This window comes from Halalkalibaculum sp. DA384 (assembly GCF_043951955.1).
Classification (GTDB): Bacteria; Bacteroidota; Rhodothermia; order Balneolales; family Balneolaceae; genus JAMQKA01.
Genome location: NZ_JBINJE010000004.1, coordinates 211,676 through 227,723 on the forward strand (window position 1 = coordinate 211,676; position 16,048 = coordinate 227,723).

General features: G+C 37.2%; 16 protein-coding genes. 15 read left to right on the forward strand and 1 reads right to left on the reverse strand.

Annotation, left to right across the window (positions count from 1 at the left end):
- Positions 1-5 precede the first annotated feature (5 nt).
- The 15 genes from ACG2E4_RS04360 to ACG2E4_RS04430 all read left to right on the forward strand — a co-directional run bounded on the left by ACG2E4_RS04360 (position 6) and on the right by ACG2E4_RS04430 (position 14,851).
- Positions 6-989, forward strand: coding sequence for an NAD-dependent 4,6-dehydratase LegB (locus tag ACG2E4_RS04360; protein ID WP_395275795.1), 984 nt, complete (start codon positions 6-8; stop codon positions 987-989).
- The gene (locus tag ACG2E4_RS04365) at positions 989-2,140 is read left to right on the forward strand and encodes a LegC family aminotransferase (RefSeq protein ID WP_395275796.1); all 1,152 of its coding nucleotides are present in this window, start codon (positions 989-991) and stop codon (positions 2,138-2,140) included. The genes ACG2E4_RS04360 and ACG2E4_RS04365 overlap by 1 nt, the downstream gene beginning before the upstream one ends.
- Positions 2,130-2,753 (forward strand): acetyltransferase, encoded by a 624-nt coding sequence (locus ACG2E4_RS04370; RefSeq protein ID WP_395275797.1) that lies wholly within the window; start codon positions 2,130-2,132, stop codon positions 2,751-2,753. Before ACG2E4_RS04365 ends, ACG2E4_RS04370 begins: the two co-directional genes overlap by 11 nt.
- Entirely contained in the window at positions 2,750-3,778 is a 1,029-nt protein-coding gene (neuB, locus tag ACG2E4_RS04375; RefSeq protein WP_395275798.1) for an N-acetylneuraminate synthase, read from the forward strand. Before ACG2E4_RS04370 ends, neuB begins: the two co-directional genes overlap by 4 nt.
- A complete protein-coding gene (gene neuC, locus ACG2E4_RS04380; protein WP_395275799.1) occupies positions 3,775-4,935 on the forward strand; it encodes a UDP-N-acetylglucosamine 2-epimerase in 1,161 nt (386 codons plus the stop codon). The genes neuB and neuC overlap by 4 nt, the downstream gene beginning before the upstream one ends.
- A 5-nt stretch (positions 4,936-4,940) precedes the next feature.
- On the forward strand, positions 4,941-5,825 hold the full coding sequence (locus tag ACG2E4_RS04385; protein ID WP_395275800.1) for a methionyl-tRNA formyltransferase: 885 nt from the start codon (positions 4,941-4,943) through the stop codon (positions 5,823-5,825).
- The gene (locus tag ACG2E4_RS04390) at positions 5,822-6,505 is read left to right on the forward strand and encodes a PIG-L deacetylase family protein (protein WP_395275801.1); all 684 of its coding nucleotides are present in this window, start codon (positions 5,822-5,824) and stop codon (positions 6,503-6,505) included. Before ACG2E4_RS04385 ends, ACG2E4_RS04390 begins: the two co-directional genes overlap by 4 nt.
- On the forward strand, positions 6,492-7,538 hold the full coding sequence (locus tag ACG2E4_RS04395; RefSeq protein ID WP_395275802.1) for a nucleotidyltransferase family protein: 1,047 nt from the start codon (positions 6,492-6,494) through the stop codon (positions 7,536-7,538). Before ACG2E4_RS04390 ends, ACG2E4_RS04395 begins: the two co-directional genes overlap by 14 nt.
- A complete protein-coding gene (locus ACG2E4_RS04400) occupies positions 7,538-8,227 on the forward strand; it encodes a cytidylyltransferase domain-containing protein (protein WP_395275803.1) in 690 nt (229 codons plus the stop codon). Before ACG2E4_RS04395 ends, ACG2E4_RS04400 begins: the two co-directional genes overlap by 1 nt.
- Positions 8,228-8,243: 16 nt before the next feature.
- Positions 8,244-9,527 carry a lipopolysaccharide biosynthesis protein gene (locus ACG2E4_RS04405; RefSeq protein ID WP_395275804.1) on the forward strand — a complete coding sequence of 428 codons (1,284 nt, stop codon included), beginning with the start codon at positions 8,244-8,246 and terminating at the stop codon, positions 9,525-9,527.
- 12 nt (positions 9,528-9,539) lie between these two features.
- Positions 9,540-10,532 carry a hypothetical protein gene (locus ACG2E4_RS04410; RefSeq protein ID WP_395275805.1) on the forward strand — a complete coding sequence of 331 codons (993 nt, stop codon included), beginning with the start codon at positions 9,540-9,542 and terminating at the stop codon, positions 10,530-10,532.
- A gap of 36 nt (positions 10,533-10,568) precedes the next feature.
- Complete coding sequence (locus tag ACG2E4_RS04415) at positions 10,569-11,834, forward strand: hypothetical protein (protein ID WP_395275806.1); 1,266 nt, start codon at positions 10,569-10,571, stop codon at positions 11,832-11,834.
- Positions 11,788-12,945, forward strand: a complete 1,158-nt coding sequence (locus tag ACG2E4_RS04420; protein ID WP_395275807.1) for a glycosyltransferase — start codon at positions 11,788-11,790, stop codon at positions 12,943-12,945. Before ACG2E4_RS04415 ends, ACG2E4_RS04420 begins: the two co-directional genes overlap by 47 nt.
- Positions 12,929-14,029 (forward strand): glycosyltransferase family 4 protein, encoded by a 1,101-nt coding sequence (locus ACG2E4_RS04425; RefSeq protein WP_395275808.1) that lies wholly within the window; start codon positions 12,929-12,931, stop codon positions 14,027-14,029. The genes ACG2E4_RS04420 and ACG2E4_RS04425 overlap by 17 nt, the downstream gene beginning before the upstream one ends.
- 243 nt (positions 14,030-14,272) lie before the next feature.
- Complete coding sequence (locus ACG2E4_RS04430; protein WP_395275809.1) at positions 14,273-14,851, forward strand: WecB/TagA/CpsF family glycosyltransferase; 579 nt, start codon at positions 14,273-14,275, stop codon at positions 14,849-14,851.
- On the opposite strand, the gene ACG2E4_RS04435 is transcribed toward ACG2E4_RS04430, so the two are convergent.
- The gene (locus ACG2E4_RS04435; RefSeq protein ID WP_395275810.1) at positions 14,848-15,855 is read right to left on the reverse strand and encodes an NAD-dependent epimerase; all 1,008 of its coding nucleotides are present in this window, start codon (positions 15,853-15,855) and stop codon (positions 14,848-14,850) included. The two genes, ACG2E4_RS04430 and ACG2E4_RS04435, sit on opposite strands and share 4 nt — an antisense overlap.
- Positions 15,856-16,048: the final 193 nt, after the last annotated feature.

The following is a 16,048-nucleotide window of genomic DNA, read 5'->3' on the forward strand; positions in this document are numbered from 1 at the left end:
AAAATATGAAAGTATTAATTACCGGTGCTGATGGTTTTATTGGCAGCCACTTAACAGAGTTATTATTGGTAGAAGGTTATAACGTTAAAGCCTTTTGCTACTACAACTCATTCAACTCCTGGGGATGGCTTGACACTCTGTCACAAGAGAAACTAGAGGAGATTGAAATTTTTACCGGAGATATTCGTGATCCCAATGGAGTACGTACCGCAATGCAGGATGTGGATATGGTTTTTCATCTTGCGGCTCTTATAGGTATTCCATTCAGTTACCATTCCCCGGACAGTTATGTAGATACCAATGTCAAAGGTACGTTGAATGTTTTACAGGCGGCACGAGATTTAGAGCTTGAACGAGTACTTGTAACTTCTACTTCTGAAGTATATGGAACGGCCCAGTTTGTACCGATAACGGAAGTACATCCCAAACAGGGACAATCACCTTACTCCGCTTCAAAAATTGGTGCCGATTATATGGCCGAATCTTTTTTCCGTAGCTTTGATCTTCCGGTTACCATGGTGCGCCCCTTTAATACGTACGGGCCTAGGCAATCGGCCCGGGCGGTTATACCCACGATAATTACCCAGTTAGCCAGTGGTAAGGAAGAAATTGAATTGGGAGATTTACATCCAACAAGGGATTTCGTCTATGTAAAGGATACAGCAAAAGGGTTTCTTAAAGTTTCTGAATGTGATGACCTTATCGGGGAAGAAGTGAATATTGCCACGCAAAATGAAATCAGTATAGGAAATTTAGCTCAGGAGATTATAGATCAGATTAACCCAAATGCTGAAATCAAACAAGATGAGCAGCGAGTTCGGCCTGAAAAAAGTGAAGTGTATCGTTTGTACGGTTCTAATGAAAAGTTAAAGGAATTTACGGGGTGGGTACCTGAATATTCTCTGAAAGAAGGAATTGAAAAGTCGATTGATTGGTACACTAAAGAGGAGAATTTGAAACACTTCAAGACGGATATCTATAATATTTAATGACTGATTTTATTGATGATACCGTCGGCTTTATTCGTGAGTACTACGGGACGAATGATGTTGTTCCCCTACACGTACCTCGTTTTGTTGGGAATGAAAAAGAGTATGTAACCAATACGATTGAATCGACCTTTGTTTCATCCATCGGTGCGTATGTAGATCAGTTTGAAGAGACGATTGCAGATATTTCTCAAACCAAATGTGGAGTGGCTGTTGTAAATGGAACAGCTGCCCTGCAGGTAGCCTTGCGATTGGCAGGAGTTCGGCAGGGAGACGAGGTATTAACCCAAGCGCTGACTTTTGTAGCAACGGCAAATGCTATTCAATATAACGGAGCAGATCCGGTATTTATTGATGTAGATCGGGATACGATGGGGTTGTCTCCGAGGGCATTAGAACGATTTCTTGAAGAGTATGGAGAAGTTCGAGAAAGTGGCTGTTATAATAAAAAGACGGGTAATCGCATAGCTGCCTGTGTTCCCATGCATACCTTTGGATTCCCGGTTCACCTGGATGAATTGCTTACAGTATGTACTGAATGGAATATTCCGGTGGTAGAGGATGCGGCTGAATCACTTGGTTCATTTTATAAAGGAAAGCCAACGGGAAGTTTTGGTGAACTAGGTATTTTCTCCTTTAATGGTAATAAAATTGTGACTGCAGGTGGTGGAGGAGCCATCGTCACGGATAAGGTAGAAGCCGGGGAACATGCCAAACATTTGACAACCACTGCAAAAAAATCTAAGAGCTATGAATATTTTCATGATGAATTGGGATATAATTATCGAATGCCCAATTTAAATGCGGCATTGCTTTGTGCTCAGTTGGAACAGTTGGATGATTATATAGAAAACAAACGATTGCTGGCTGAAAAGTATGAAGCTTTTTTTGCCGAGAAGGGAGTTGCGTTCAGGACAGAGCAACCCAATACCAGGGTCAATTATTGGTTAATGTGTATAGAGCTGGAGAATCGAGAGCGCAGAGACAATTTTCTGGAGCAGACAAATAAAAAAGGTATTATGACCCGGCCTATTTGGCAGTTGATGTACCGACTACCAATGTATGAGGATTGTTTGAGGGATGATCAACAAAATGCAGAGTATTTAGAAGACCGAATCGCGAATATACCGAGTAGCGTCCGTGTCAAATAGTAAAAATATATTACTGGGATATTCTGGACATGCCTATGTTGTCGCAGAAGCAGCAGAAAAGGCCGGTATTTCTATTGATTATTATGCGGATAAGGTGAAAGTTCAAAATGACCCCCTGAATTTAAACTATATGGGTTTTGAAGGTAGTGACAACTTCAAAGGATGGGGAAAGGATTTCGGTTTTATTTTAGGGGTAGGCGATAATAAAATTCGCACGAATCTTGGTGACTTAGTTAAGAGTAAAAACGAGTTATTGCGGACAATTATTCATCCGGCGGCTGAAATTTCGAACAGTGCAACTATTGGTGAGGGGACGTTTATTTCTGCCCACGCAACAATAAATGCATTAAGTAAAATTGAGAAGTATGTGGTATTGAATACAAATTGTACTATTGAACATGAATGCCATATTGATGAGGGCGTTCATATATCACCTGGAGCTGTCTTAGCAGGCAATGTTGCTGTTGGGAAAGGCTCGTTTATCGGTGCAAATGCGGTAGTAAAGGAAGGAATTACTATAGGAGTAAACGTAATAGTAGGGGCTGGAGCAACAATTATACAGGATATTCCTGATGGAAAAAAGGTTGTAGGTAATCCAGGTAGAGAAATATGAATGCACAAAAAGTAACAATAATTGCCGAAGCAGGTGTTAATCATAACGGTGACCGGAAAACCGCTGAGGAATTAATAAGAGTGGCGGCTGATGCCGGAGCTGATTTCATAAAATTTCAGACCTTTGATGCTGAAAAAATTGTAAGCCGAAAAGCAAAGAAAGCTGAATATCAGGCAGAAAATATTGGTGATGATACTGATGATCAGTATAGTATGCTTAAATCGGTAGAGTTAAGCGATGAAGATCACCAATTTATTATTCAGAAATGTAAAGAATATGATATTCATTTCCTGTCAACGGCATTTGATGTGGAAGGTATCAATTACCTTGATGAACTAGGATTACCCTTTTTTAAGAGTCCTTCTGGAGAAATTACCAACTACCCGTACCTGAGAAGGTTAGGTCAAAAAGGGAAACCGGTAGTTCTGTCAACTGGTATGGCAACACTACAAGAAATTAAAGATGCTATAGCCGTATTAACTGAATTTGGTTTGACAAAAGAACAGATTACAGTTTTACACTGTAATACGGAATATCCTACACCCATAGAGGATGTGAATCTAAAAGCCATGGATACCATAGCAAAAGAATTGGGGGTACAGGTTGGGTACTCAGATCACACGTTAGGTATTGAAGTGCCAATCGCCGCAGTTGCGAGAGGAGCAAAAGTGATAGAAAAGCATTTTACCATAGATCGAAGTCTGCCCGGACCCGATCACCGGGCTTCGTTAGAACCGCAGGAATTAAAAGCGATGGTAGGGTGCATTAGAAATATTGAACAAGCTCTTTCCGGAGATGGCAAGAAGAAGCCAAGCAAAAGTGAGAAAAAAAATATTGAAGTTGTTCGAAAAAGTATTCATTTAGCCCAAAACTTAAATAAGGGAAGTACAATAAATGAGGAGGATCTCATTCCACTTCGACCCGCAGGTGGAATTTCTCCCATGAAGTATACTGAAGTAGTAGGCAGAAAAGTAAACAAAAATCTTAGAAAGAATGAACAATTGAGCTGGGAAGATTTGGTATGAATAATCGCAAAATTGCCGTTATAACAGGCACCAGAGCAGAGTTTGGATTACTATATTGGGTAATTAAAGAAATACAGAAAGATTCAGATCTTGAATTACAGTTATATGTTACGGGTATGCATTTATCTCCAGAATTTGGCTTGACAATCGAGGATATTGAACAACAAGATATACCTGTTACAAAGAAAATTGAAACTTTGCTTTCTTCTGATACCCCTGTTGGCATTAGCAAATCCATGGGATTGGGGATGATATCGTTTTCTGAAGCATTTGCTGAACTTCAACCCGACCTGGTTTTGGTTTTGGGAGATCGCTTTGAAATTTTCTCAGCAGTATCAGCGGCCATGATTGCTCGTATTCCTGTTGCTCACTGTCATGGTGGTGAGGCAACAGAAGGGTTGATTGATGAACCCATTCGACATTCTATTACCAAAATGAGTCATTTGCATTTTACTTCTACAGAGGAGTATAAAAAACGAGTAATTCAACTGGGAGAACAACCTGATCGGGTTTTTAATGTGGGTGCATTAGGTATTGAAAATATTTATCGGCTGGATTTATTGGATAGATCAGAGTTTGAAGAAAGTATCAATTTTGAGCTTGGTTCACCCACTTTTCTGGTTACCTATCATCCGGTAACATTAGAAAAAAAGACAGCTGAAAGCCAGATCAATACATTATTAAGGGCTATCGATGAATTTCCAGAGGCGAAAGTAATTTTTACAATGCCTAATGCTGATACGGATGGTCGAGTTATTATAAAGCGAATAAATGATTACGTGCAGAAGAATTCTGACCGCTGTGTTGCATTTACGTCATTAGGTCAACGTAGATATCTGTCTGCATTAAAACACGTTGATGTTGTAATTGGGAATTCTTCTAGTGGATTAGTTGAAGTTCCATCTTTTAAGAAACCCACAGTAGATATAGGTGACCGGCAAAGAGGAAGAGTAGCAGGGCCAACGGTGATACATACTAAAACAAATATTGAAGATATTGGAAAGGGCATTCAAAAAGCCCTAAAAAATGATTTTATCACATCAACTAGAGAACAACTAAATCCTTATGATAATGGGTTTTCATCTGAAAAGATGATTCCAATATTAAAAGAAGTCGAATTAAATAATATTATTAAAAAACAGTTTTACGATATCTGAAAGATATGCGAATACTTTTCATTGGATCCGTACAATTTTCTGAAAAGGCGCTGGAGAAACTAATTGAGCTCAATACAAATTTAGTTGGAGTGGTCACTAAAGAGCGGTCTGATTTTAATGCTGATTTCGTTGACCTCTCAAAATTAGCGGTGGATAATAATATTCCTTATCACTACACAAATGATGTAAACTCTACAAGAACGATTAGTTGGATACAAAAAAAACAACCAGATGTGATATTCTGTCTGGGATGGTCACAACTGTTGAAAGAGAAGGTATTGAGCATACCCCCAAAGGGTGCTGTAGGATATCACCCTTCTAAACTACCCCATAACCGCGGTCGCCACCCTTTAATATGGGCTGTAGCTTTAGGACTAAGAGAAACAGGCTCTACTTTTTTTATTATGAATAAAGGTGCGGATACTGGCGACGTTATTTCTCAAAAGTTATTCCCTATCCATTTTGAAGATAAAGCTATAGATGTCTATAAAAGAATGACAACAACTGCAACAGGACAACTTGAAGAAATAATTGAGCAATTTGAAACGGGGAATATCCACAGAATTCCCCAGGATTCAGGCACTGGTAATAGCTGGCGAAAAAGAGGAAAAGATGATGGAAAGATTGATTTTAGGATGTCTTCGGAGGCTATCTATAACCTGGTAAGAGCACTGAGCAAACCTTATGTAGGAGCCCATTTTGAGTATAAGGGTAAGGATGTCAAAGTATGGGATACTAAAGTAGGAAAAAAGGCACCCAAAAATATTGAACCAGGGAAAGTGCTTGACGTGGATAATAGAAAAATCTTAGTTAAAACAGGGGATATGGCTATTTGGCTTACAGAGCATAAGTTGGATGAAATGCCCCAAAAAGGTGAGTATTTGTTATGAGTAAACCGGTACTAATACTATCAGCCCATCCAGATGACGAGACACTTGGTGCTGGGGGAACGGTATTGCGCCATTCAAAGCAAGGAGATAAAATTATTTGGTTGATCGTAACCAATATTTTTGAACATCAGGGCTTTAGCAAACAACGGGTATCTAAAAGACAAAAAGAAATTGAGCAGGTAGCAGAGTGTTATAATGTTCAAGAAACAGTCAAACTTGATTATCCAACAATGAGTTTGAGCTCCGATGATTTGGGTAGCCTTATTTCTGATATCTCTGAAGTGGTTAGCAGTCACACCCCGGAAGTGATTTATACCATGAACAGGTCAGATGCCCATTCTGATCACCGCGTAGTATTTGATGCGGTAATGGCCTGCACGAAATCTTTTCGTTATCCTTTTATTCGAGAGGTATTAATGTATGAATGTATCTCAGAGACGGAGTTTGCCCCGGCCTTGCCTGAAAAGCAATTTCAGCCGAATTGTTATGTAGATATTAGCGACGAGCTTGAAGAGAAAATTAAAATTATGAATATTTTTAAATCGGAGTTAGGCACTCACCCATTTCCACGTTCTGAACGTAATATAAAGGCTGTAGCCACTCACCGGGGGGCCACAGCTGGAGTCGAGTACGCAGAAGCCTTTCAAATTATAAAATCCTATCGTTTTGAGACACTATAAAGACCATCTGATACCATCGGGGACATCAATCAAAGAGGCTCTCAAGGTATTGGATATGCTTGCAAAGGATGCCGTTACTTTTATTGTAGATGAAAATGATAAACTGTTAGGAGCAATGACTGATGGTGATGTGCGTCGCGGATTGATCAATGATGTTCAAACGGATCAGCCTGTTGATACGATCATTCAATCTGATCCGAAATATATTCGCAAGAGTAATTATGATATTGACAAGATCATAAAATATCGGGAAAATAATTTTCAGATACTGCCTATTCTGGATGAGAAGGACCGAGTGATAAATGTCCTCAATTTCAATTATTTGAAATCTTATCTGCCGGTTGATGTGGTAATTATGGCCGGAGGGAAGGGGACCCGCCTTCGTCCACTCACTGAAGATACTCCAAAGCCACTGTTGGAGGTGGGAGACAAACCTATTTTGGAGCACAACATCCAGCGACTCTCGGAATATGGAATGGATGATTTTTGGATTACGGTAAATTATCTGGGAGAGCAGATCGAGGAACATTTTGGCAATGGCAACGGCCGGAATTTGCATATAGAATATATTTGGGAAAACGAACCGTTGGGAACAGCCGGGGCCTTGTCCAAAATAGAGAATTTCCGGCATGACTATATTCTGCTAACTAACTCAGATATACTTACAAATTTAGACTATGAAGATTTCTTTTTGCAGTTTTTGGAAGAGGGTGCGGATTTTGCCGTTGTAACGATACCTTATAAAGTTGATATACCGTATGCGGTACTGGAGACATCGAATGGACATGTCATGAATTTTAAGGAGAAACCGACCTATACATACTATTCGAACGGGGGTATTTATCTGATGAAAAGAGAAATCGTGGATTTTATACCCAATAATAAGTTTTATGATACTACTGATTTAATGGAAAAATTAATTGCGAAAGGGAAAAAGGTCTTTTCATATCCTTTAACTGGTTATTGGCTGGATATAGGTAAGCATGAAGATTTTGAGAAGGCTCAGAAAGATATTAAAACTATTAAATTTTGATGAAACCGCTAGTAGTAATTCCCGCAAGAGGAGGTTCAAAAGGAATTCCCCGCAAAAATATAAAAAAGCTTGGTGGGAAACCGCTTATTTACTACACCATAGAAGCAGCTCTCGAAGTGTTTGATGAGGAGGTTATCTGTGTTTCTACTGATGATAAAGAGATTAAAAAGATAGTTGAGCAAACCGGGTTGGATGTTCCTTTTTTACGTCCGGCCCACTTGGCTACCGATACTGCCGGAATACGCGGAGTGTTGTTACACGCCATTGAATTTTACAAACAGGAGTATAACTATAGTGCAGATACGGTTTTGTTGTTGCAACCGACGACTCCGTTCAGAACTGGAGAACATATTAAAAAAGCATTAGAATTGTATCATCCTAGTTTAGATAGAGTGGTTTCCGTAAAAGAAACAGATGCAAACCCGTATTTTGTCTTGTTTGAAGAAAATGAGGAAGGATATTTGGAAAAGTCAAAGGAGGGGGCATTTAAGAGACGACAAGACTGTCCTAAAGTTTGGGAGCTTAATGGTGCTATTTACATCATCAATGTAAAGTCATTATATAATGAGGAAATGTCTGAATTTAAAAAAGTAAAAAAATATATAATGGATGAAATTAGCTCCATAGATATTGATACTCAATTAGATTGGAAGATGGCAAAGTTAATGATAAAATCAAATATTTTTTAGTTTCCATTAAACAAAAGTGGCAGTCTTATTAGAAAAGATTTCAAATTTATTACAGAGTAAGCTTTTTAAAAGCGGTGGTATTTATACCATTTCCAGTATAGTAGAAAAGGCCATTCCTTTCTTATTACTCCCAGTACTTACCCGATATCTAAGCACAGAAGACTATGGAATAGTTTCTATGTTTACTGTTCTTGTAGGCCTGGTTGCCCCATTAGTAGGTTATAATGGCCATTCAGCGGTTTTACGGAACTATTTTAAAGAAGATATTAACATTCCAACATATATTGGGAATGTACTATTCATCTTGTCTTGCAGTACTATATTAATAGGGAGTGTAGTTTTTTTCCTTTCAGACTTTATTGCTTCTTATTCTCAGTTTCCCAAAGATTGGTTAGGTACTGTCTTGTTAGTAGCTGTTGGACAGTTTACTGTTAACATTATTTTGGTAAACTGGCAGGCTCAGGATAATGCTATACACTATGGTGTATTTAAAATTTTGTTGACATTGCTTAACCTTAGCTTGGCGATTTTGTTGATCGTTGGAATGGGGTATGGTTGGGAGGGAAGAGTAATTGGAAAGGTGATTGCTGTTACTTTATTTGGAGTTGGGGCAGTTATAATTTTATGGTATAACCAGTTAATAAATTTTAAGATAGTTTATGAATATATAAAACATGCTCTCTCATATGGTGTTCCGTTAATACCCCATGTGTTAAGTGGATTCATAATTACCATGATTGATAGAGTATTTATTACAAATATGGTAAATATTAGTGAAACTGGCATTTATACAGTGGGCTATCAAATAGGTATGATTATTGGTGTACTGGCGGGATCCTTTAACAAAGCATGGACACCTTGGCTATTTGAAAAGTTGAATGAAGGAGATGAAGCAGTAAAGAAGAAAATCGTACGATTTACATATGGCTATTTTGTGGTAATTATAGGTTTGGCACTAATCCTTTCTTTGATTGCCCCTTGGTTTATGAACTTTTTTGTAGGTGAAGCTTTTTTTAGTGCTACTTCATATATCATCTGGGTTGCTATTGGATACGCATTTAATGGGATGTATATGATGGTAACGAATTATATTTTTTATGAAGAAAAGACTCATTGGTTGTCTTGGATGACATTTATAGCTGCTACAACAAATATTGTCTTGAACTATTTTTTAATAAGAGAGTTTGGTGCAATCGGAGCAGCCCAGGCTACTACAATAACCTATTTGATGCAATTTATTCTTACTTGGAAATTAGCTACTAGAGTTCATGAAATGCCGTGGCTTTTCAGAAAAAAATAAAAAATTTTATCAATGAATTATTTTTTAGTTGAGTCCCCATTACAATATTTGAATGCTAGAGAGGCCAAATATAAATTATGTGTAGATGAAAAAAATGTACTTATAATTTTAAGAGGTGCTTCCCCAAAAAGCATGAATCAAATAAAGAAACTGGTAGATCACTCATGCTGGGATTCTGTTTATGAATTACCCAACAGCCATAACAAGATGATGCTTTATAAATGGCAAAATGAACTTGAGAGTATCTTGAAGGAGAAGAGATCGAAAGTAAACAATGTATTTATAGGAGAATATCGTTCTTTGTTGATGAGAAATTTTGTTCATAAAAGTAATTGTAAAAAATCTTTTTTGTTGGATGATGGTAATGTAGCTTTGTTCATTCATAAAAAGATAATTTCAAAAGAAGGACTCAGATCTACTCTTAATCCAATAAGAAAGGCATTAAACTGGCTGTTTAATTTTAATGATAAGGATATTTGGGACATTAATTTTTTCACCTTTTACAGTGAATACACTAGAGAAACTGATATCATTAATGATTATTCATTTTTAAAATGTAGTTTAAAAAAGAAAAAAGTAGAGGAAGGACAGGTTTATTTTTTAGGAAATAATATCTCAGAATACGGTTTTATAGAGAGAAAAGATTATCTAACTCTTCTAAGAAGGGTTTTAGACTATTTTGAAGGAAAAACAGTTTATTATGTGCCGCACAGGAGAGAAAACTCAAAAAAATTTCAAGAGATAGAAAATTTGGGTTTTGAATTTAAAAATATTGATGAACCAATTGAAACATATCTGATTAAACAAAACAAGTTGCCTGAGATTATAGCATCATTTATTTCTACTGCACTTGATAATTGTTATGCCTTATTTGGCAATAGCTCCATGTTGTATTCATTTCAATATGATTTAGATATTATTAATTCATTTAAGTATAAAAAGACCTCAAAAATTATTTATAAAAGATATAGAAAGTATGATAATTTTACCATTATTAAGTTATAAACTTATATGATTTAATCAGTACTTTATCAATTAAGAATGAATATTTCAATTGTAAGAGATTTTATTAAGGATTGCACTAGGTATACTTCGTTAGCAATTTTCTTATTGTATTTATCAATATTTTATTTGTTTGGAGGATTGTTTGAAATGATTGGTATACCAATAAATCTTACAATAATAAGTGTACTAGGTATAATTGTTTATGTAGTAAATTTCAATTCAAAAATTGGAAATATAGAAATATATTATATAATATTATTATTTATAATTATTGTATCTGCGATTAAAAATTATTCATCATTATTTGATGTTGTTGTTTTCTCTAGAGCATTAGTATCTTCATTTATTGTTTTTTTTGTTGCAAGGCTTATTGTTAGTAATAAAAAATATCGGAAATATATTTTATATACATTTCTATTTATTGGCTGCTTGCAGCTTCCAGTGCTAATAATTCAAAGATTATTTCATCCCTTCCTTCGTTCATTTTCAGCCGTTCCTATTAGTGATGTCGATATAGTTTTTGGGACCTTTATAGTAAAAAATGATCCTAGTATGTCGATCTTTTTGATTGGTTTAATACTTATATTGATGTACAAAAAAATTGATATGAGTTATTGGCTTCAAAATTTAATACTATTTGTTTTAACATTATCTGTTTTTTTAGGTAATTCTCAGATATTAAATATTTCTTTGATAATAATTTGGATTTACTTTTTTTATATAAAATATGATTTTGGGAAATTAAAAAATGTAATATTCATTATAGTGATATTTTTAACTATCATAGGATCTTATCAATTTATTTTTAAAATACCATTTGTTGCTGATAAAATTGAAAGAATAAGTTATTATTTTAACCCAAACTCTTTTGATCAAATTGATTTAAGTAGTTTTCAGGAGGGTGGTTATTCAAGACTTGCTGCGATTTATTACTATTCAAATCAACCTTTTAAATTAATAGGGGATGGCCCATCTCGTTATTATAATCCAGTTAGTAATGAAGAATATAAGGTAGGTAATAAAGGTCATATTTTTACTTTTTATGCCGAAGTTGGTTTTTTAGGATTGTTGTTAAGCTATATAATTGTTTATAAAATCATTGCCTTTAAGTCTTGGAATAAACATTTCATACTTTCATACTTTTTTGCAGCATTTATGTTAAGCTTGACAACAAATTTTTTTACTGACCCAACTATTATGTTTTCAATATCATTAATTTCTTCCTTAAATATTACGGAACCGATGATAGTTTTTTATGGAGAAAAAGAAAATAATCTGCTTTTCAACTTCCGAATGGGATAATCTGCAATGGACCAATCGGCAGAATTTGATGTCAAGACTAGCCAGGAAGTATGAGGTTCTCTACATTGATCCCGGTATTCAGAGTAAAAGATATTACAAGCGTAAGCTTCTGAAAAACCCATTCCGTTTCCTTTTTACCTGGTGGAAGCAGACTGATGGTGTAACAGTTCTCAGTCCTGTTTTACTTTTTTTATATCGGGGACCCCATCTTTTGAGAGCACTCTCTTGGTTTATATTGAAGAAGATAGTATCCTATTATTTAGCAGGGCAAGAAGAAATCATTTTCTGGTATTATTCTCCTGAGGCGTTTGTCAGGACGAGAGATATGCCGGCCGTATTAAAAGTTTATGACTGTGTGGATTTCTATGAGGAATCCCCTTACTACGGCCAAAGAGAAAAGGAAAAAGAGCGCTTTCTCAATCTTGAAAAACAAATGTTAAAAGTGGTTGACTTAACGATTTTTACTTCAAAACCTCTGGCTGATAATAAAGGAAAGTTTGCCAAGAATTATATCCTGGAAGAAAACGTCGCCGATGTTGCTATTTTTAAAGAAAAGGCAACCTTTAAAAGGCATCATCCAGGTGACCGTATTGATGTTTTCTACGTAGGTGCAATTAATAGTCACAAAGTAGACCTCACGTTAATCCAAAAGCTGGACAAAGAGGGGTTTGCTGTTACTATGATTGGTCCCATAGGAGGATGGGGAAGTTCTGATAATATTGATCCACAGAACTTGCAAAATGTTCGATTTTTAGGTCCTAAAGACCATGAAGAATTACCAGGATACATCGCGGAATCCAATGTCTGTATTATACCTTATAATATTAACGGCTATACTAGGGGCGTCTTCCCCTTGAAGCTTTTTGAATACCTTGCGTCAGGAAAACCGGTAGTTTCAACCGCTCTGCCCAGCTTGGCAGACTATGATACCCTTATTTATCTCTCGGATGATCACGATTCTTTTATCAACAATATTCGAAAATGTGTTGAACAAGACAGCAGGCAAAAATTTACCCGGAGAATAGAGGTAGCCAGTGAAAACAGCTGGGAAAAAAAGGTGGAACGAATAGATCAAAAAATATCAGAATTGATACATGAATGTACTCATTAGTGCACTGCATACCGATTCCAAAATTTCGGGAGTGGGTAACTATTCCGTCAATTTGATTAACAAGCTCGTGGAACAGCAACCGGACGACAAGTTTTATGTGTTGGTCAATAAACATATAAAAGGTGCACTGAATAAGCATCCGAACCTGCAACCTATCGAGGTTCACCATCCGAACACCTTAATAGGAACTATCAGAAAACATCTTTTTCACTTCTTTTCTCTGGAACACTATGGGAAAAAGTACAATGCAGATGTTATCCATGTGTTAAATCCAATTCTATTGAGAAGCGGGGAAATCCCGATTATTGTGACAGTGCACGATCTGGCTGAATTGTATATCAAAAAGTACAATTACTTTCGGCAGATATATCGCATATTTTCCACATACAGATCATGTAAAAGCTCAGCTAAAATTATCTCCATTTCTGAGAACACAAAGAAAGATCTTGTCAATAAGTTTAAGATTTATAAACAAAAAGTGGAAGTTATTTATCAGTCATATGGCGTTGAGCCAATACGCAATGGAGTTCCAGAAGAACCATTGAATGAGCACGGCAAATACTTTTTATTTGTGGGAAAGGGTCTGCCCCATAAGAATTTGGGTACGGTCTTGAAAGCCTTTTATCAGTATAAAAAAGAACATAATGATGAAATTCAGTTGGTAATTGTAGGGGAAGGAAATGAAGCTATCGTTAATGACTTTCAATATAGCCGTGCACTTGGGAAGGATGTAGTCGTAAAGGGGTATGTATCTAATGAAGAACTCCGGCAACTCTACAAAGGTGCTTTTTGCTTTTTGATGCCCTCGATTTATGAAGGCTTCGGCCTGCCCCTGATCGAGGCGATGGCATATGGACTTCCCATTATAAGCTCCAATGCGGCGTGTCTTTCAGAAATAACACAAGGTCAAGTTTTATATCACGATCCGGAAGACATTCAGGAGCTAAAGGAATCTATGATCAGAATAATTGACAGTGAAGAAATAAGAAGAAAAATGATAAATAAGTACCCCGAAATCCTGAATAGCTATACTTGGGAAAACACCGCCCGGAGGACATTTGAGTTGTATAAAGAGCTGTTATAAATGGATTAATTTTAAAATTAAAAATTCTAACCACATATCTTTTAGCTATACTAATATTATTGATTGATGAAGGCGAGTGAGGTTTATATTGCAGAATGTAAAGTAAGCAACCTGGAGTTGGATGAACTTTTGGAGGCCATAAATAAATATGCGCAAGACCAAAGCCCATCTGATCCCGCGGTCATGTTATCGGCAAATATTCATGGAATTAACCAAGCTCAAAAGTACAAGTGGCTATTAAAAATGAACAACAAGGCCGAGCTGGTCCGGAACGATTCGGCGGGCATCCAGCTTGCTGGAAAGATTTTGGGCACTCCAATAAAAGAGCGCATGACCTGGGCCGATTTCGGCTGGGATCTGGCTGCATATTGTGAGAAGGAGGGGCTGTCGATGTATTTTTTAGGTAATGAAGAAGGGATTCCTGAAAAAGCAAAAAAGAGATTGCAGGAAAAATATCCCGACCTAAAGGTTGTAGGAACACATCACGGCTTTTTTAAAAAAGAGGGTGAAGAGAATGAACGTATTATTCAAGAGATCAATCAGCTTAATCCCGATATTCTAATCGTAGGATTTGGCATGCCCCTTCAGGAAAAGTGGATAAGAGATAATCGAAATAAATTAAATGTCGGAATTATCATGACCGGCGGCAATTGTTTTAATTTCCTGGCCGGAACTGAATCCCGGGCTCCCAGGTGGATGCACGAGAATGGCCTCGAGTGGCTGTATCGATTTTTAAAAGAGCCGGTACGTATGTTTGATCGTTATATTATCGGGAATCCCCTGTTCTTTATGCGGGTTTTCAAACAGAAGTTTTTTGGTTAGTTGTAGTACTTTTCATACCAATCCACAAACGCTCCGATTCCCTCTTCCAAATCGGTCTCTGGTTTGTATTCGATCGTGTTGTATAGGTCCTCACAATCCGCCCAGGTGCGATACACATCTCCCGGCTGCATCGGCTTAAAGACTTTGTTCGCTTCAACGCCCAATGCTTCTTCCAGGATATTGACAAAATCCATGAGTTTAATGGGAGTGTTATTGCCGATATTGTACAGTCGATAGGGCGCTGGTCCCACTTCGGGGCTCGGGTTTTCAGCATCCCATTGGTTTGAAGGCTCAGGAATCACATTTAATATACGGTATAGTGCTTCCACGATATCATCCACATAGGTAAAATCGCGGTACATGTCGCCTTCATTGTATATCTCAATCTGCTGGCCGCTTTTAATAAGGTCGGTAAACTTGAAATAAGCCATATCCGGACGTCCCCAAGGGCCGTAAACCGTAAAGAAACGAAGTCCCGTCATGGGAATATCATACAGGTGCGAATAGGAGTGGGCCAGCATCTCATTTGACTTTTTGGTCGCCGCATACAGTGAAACCGGGTGGTCGGTATGGTCACTCACTTCGTAGGGCACTTTTTTGTTAGCCCCATAGACAGAAGAGGAGGAGGCAAATATCAGGTGCTCGATATCATGCTGCCGTGCGGCCTCGATAATATTATAAAATCCAATCAGGTTGCTCCGGATATAGACATCAGGGTTGTTAATGGAGTATCTTACTCCGGCTTGCGCGGCTAGATGATAGATTCTGCTGATATTATGTTCTTGAAAGACTTCCTCGATTTTGTCTATATCAGAAATATCAGCTTTAACAAAAGAGAATTCACTACTTGTATCTTTTAACTCTTCAACGCGGTCTGTTTTGAGGTCCACTGAATAGTAATCGTTGAGGTCATCAATTCCGACAACCTGGTGTCCCTCCTGGAGTAATCGTTTGCTTAAATGAAATCCGATGAAGCCTGCTGCTCCGGTTACTAGTATAATCAACTGTTAGGGTATTTGATTTTTGGATAAATGTGAGCAAAACTAAGAATTGAGCTGCAATTTAAAAAAGAAAGACGGCAAAAATTTTTCTCAAGAGCATAGTTGGCTATTTCGGTCATATAGTGCCACTCATTTCGGGCCATATAGTGCCACTTTCCAACAGCGATATTAGCGGTTAACGGTCATTGGGTCAAGC

What these genes read in the sequence shown, in the direction of transcription:
- ACG2E4_RS04360 (WP_395275795.1), top strand. Translation starts at nt 6, where the DNA reads ATGAAAGTATTAATTACCGGTGCTGATGGTTTTATTGGCAGCCACTTA.
- ACG2E4_RS04365 (WP_395275796.1), top strand. Translation starts at nt 989, where the DNA reads ATGACTGATTTTATTGATGATACCGTCGGCTTTATTCGTGAGTACTAC.
- neuB (WP_395275798.1), top strand. Translation starts at nt 2,750, where the DNA reads ATGAATGCACAAAAAGTAACAATAATTGCCGAAGCAGGTGTTAATCAT.
- neuC (WP_395275799.1), top strand. Translation starts at nt 3,775, where the DNA reads ATGAATAATCGCAAAATTGCCGTTATAACAGGCACCAGAGCAGAGTTT.
- ACG2E4_RS04385 (WP_395275800.1), top strand. Translation starts at nt 4,941, where the DNA reads ATGCGAATACTTTTCATTGGATCCGTACAATTTTCTGAAAAGGCGCTG.
- ACG2E4_RS04390 (WP_395275801.1), top strand. Translation starts at nt 5,822, where the DNA reads ATGAGTAAACCGGTACTAATACTATCAGCCCATCCAGATGACGAGACA.
- ACG2E4_RS04400 (WP_395275803.1), top strand. Translation starts at nt 7,538, where the DNA reads ATGAAACCGCTAGTAGTAATTCCCGCAAGAGGAGGTTCAAAAGGAATT.
- ACG2E4_RS04410 (WP_395275805.1), top strand. Translation starts at nt 9,540, where the DNA reads ATGAATTATTTTTTAGTTGAGTCCCCATTACAATATTTGAATGCTAGA.
- ACG2E4_RS04415 (WP_395275806.1), top strand. Translation starts at nt 10,569, where the DNA reads ATGAATATTTCAATTGTAAGAGATTTTATTAAGGATTGCACTAGGTAT.
- ACG2E4_RS04420 (WP_395275807.1), top strand. Translation starts at nt 11,788, where the DNA reads ATGGAGAAAAAGAAAATAATCTGCTTTTCAACTTCCGAATGGGATAAT.
- ACG2E4_RS04425 (WP_395275808.1), top strand. Translation starts at nt 12,929, where the DNA reads ATGAATGTACTCATTAGTGCACTGCATACCGATTCCAAAATTTCGGGA.
- ACG2E4_RS04430 (WP_395275809.1), top strand. Translation starts at nt 14,273, where the DNA reads ATGAACAACAAGGCCGAGCTGGTCCGGAACGATTCGGCGGGCATCCAG.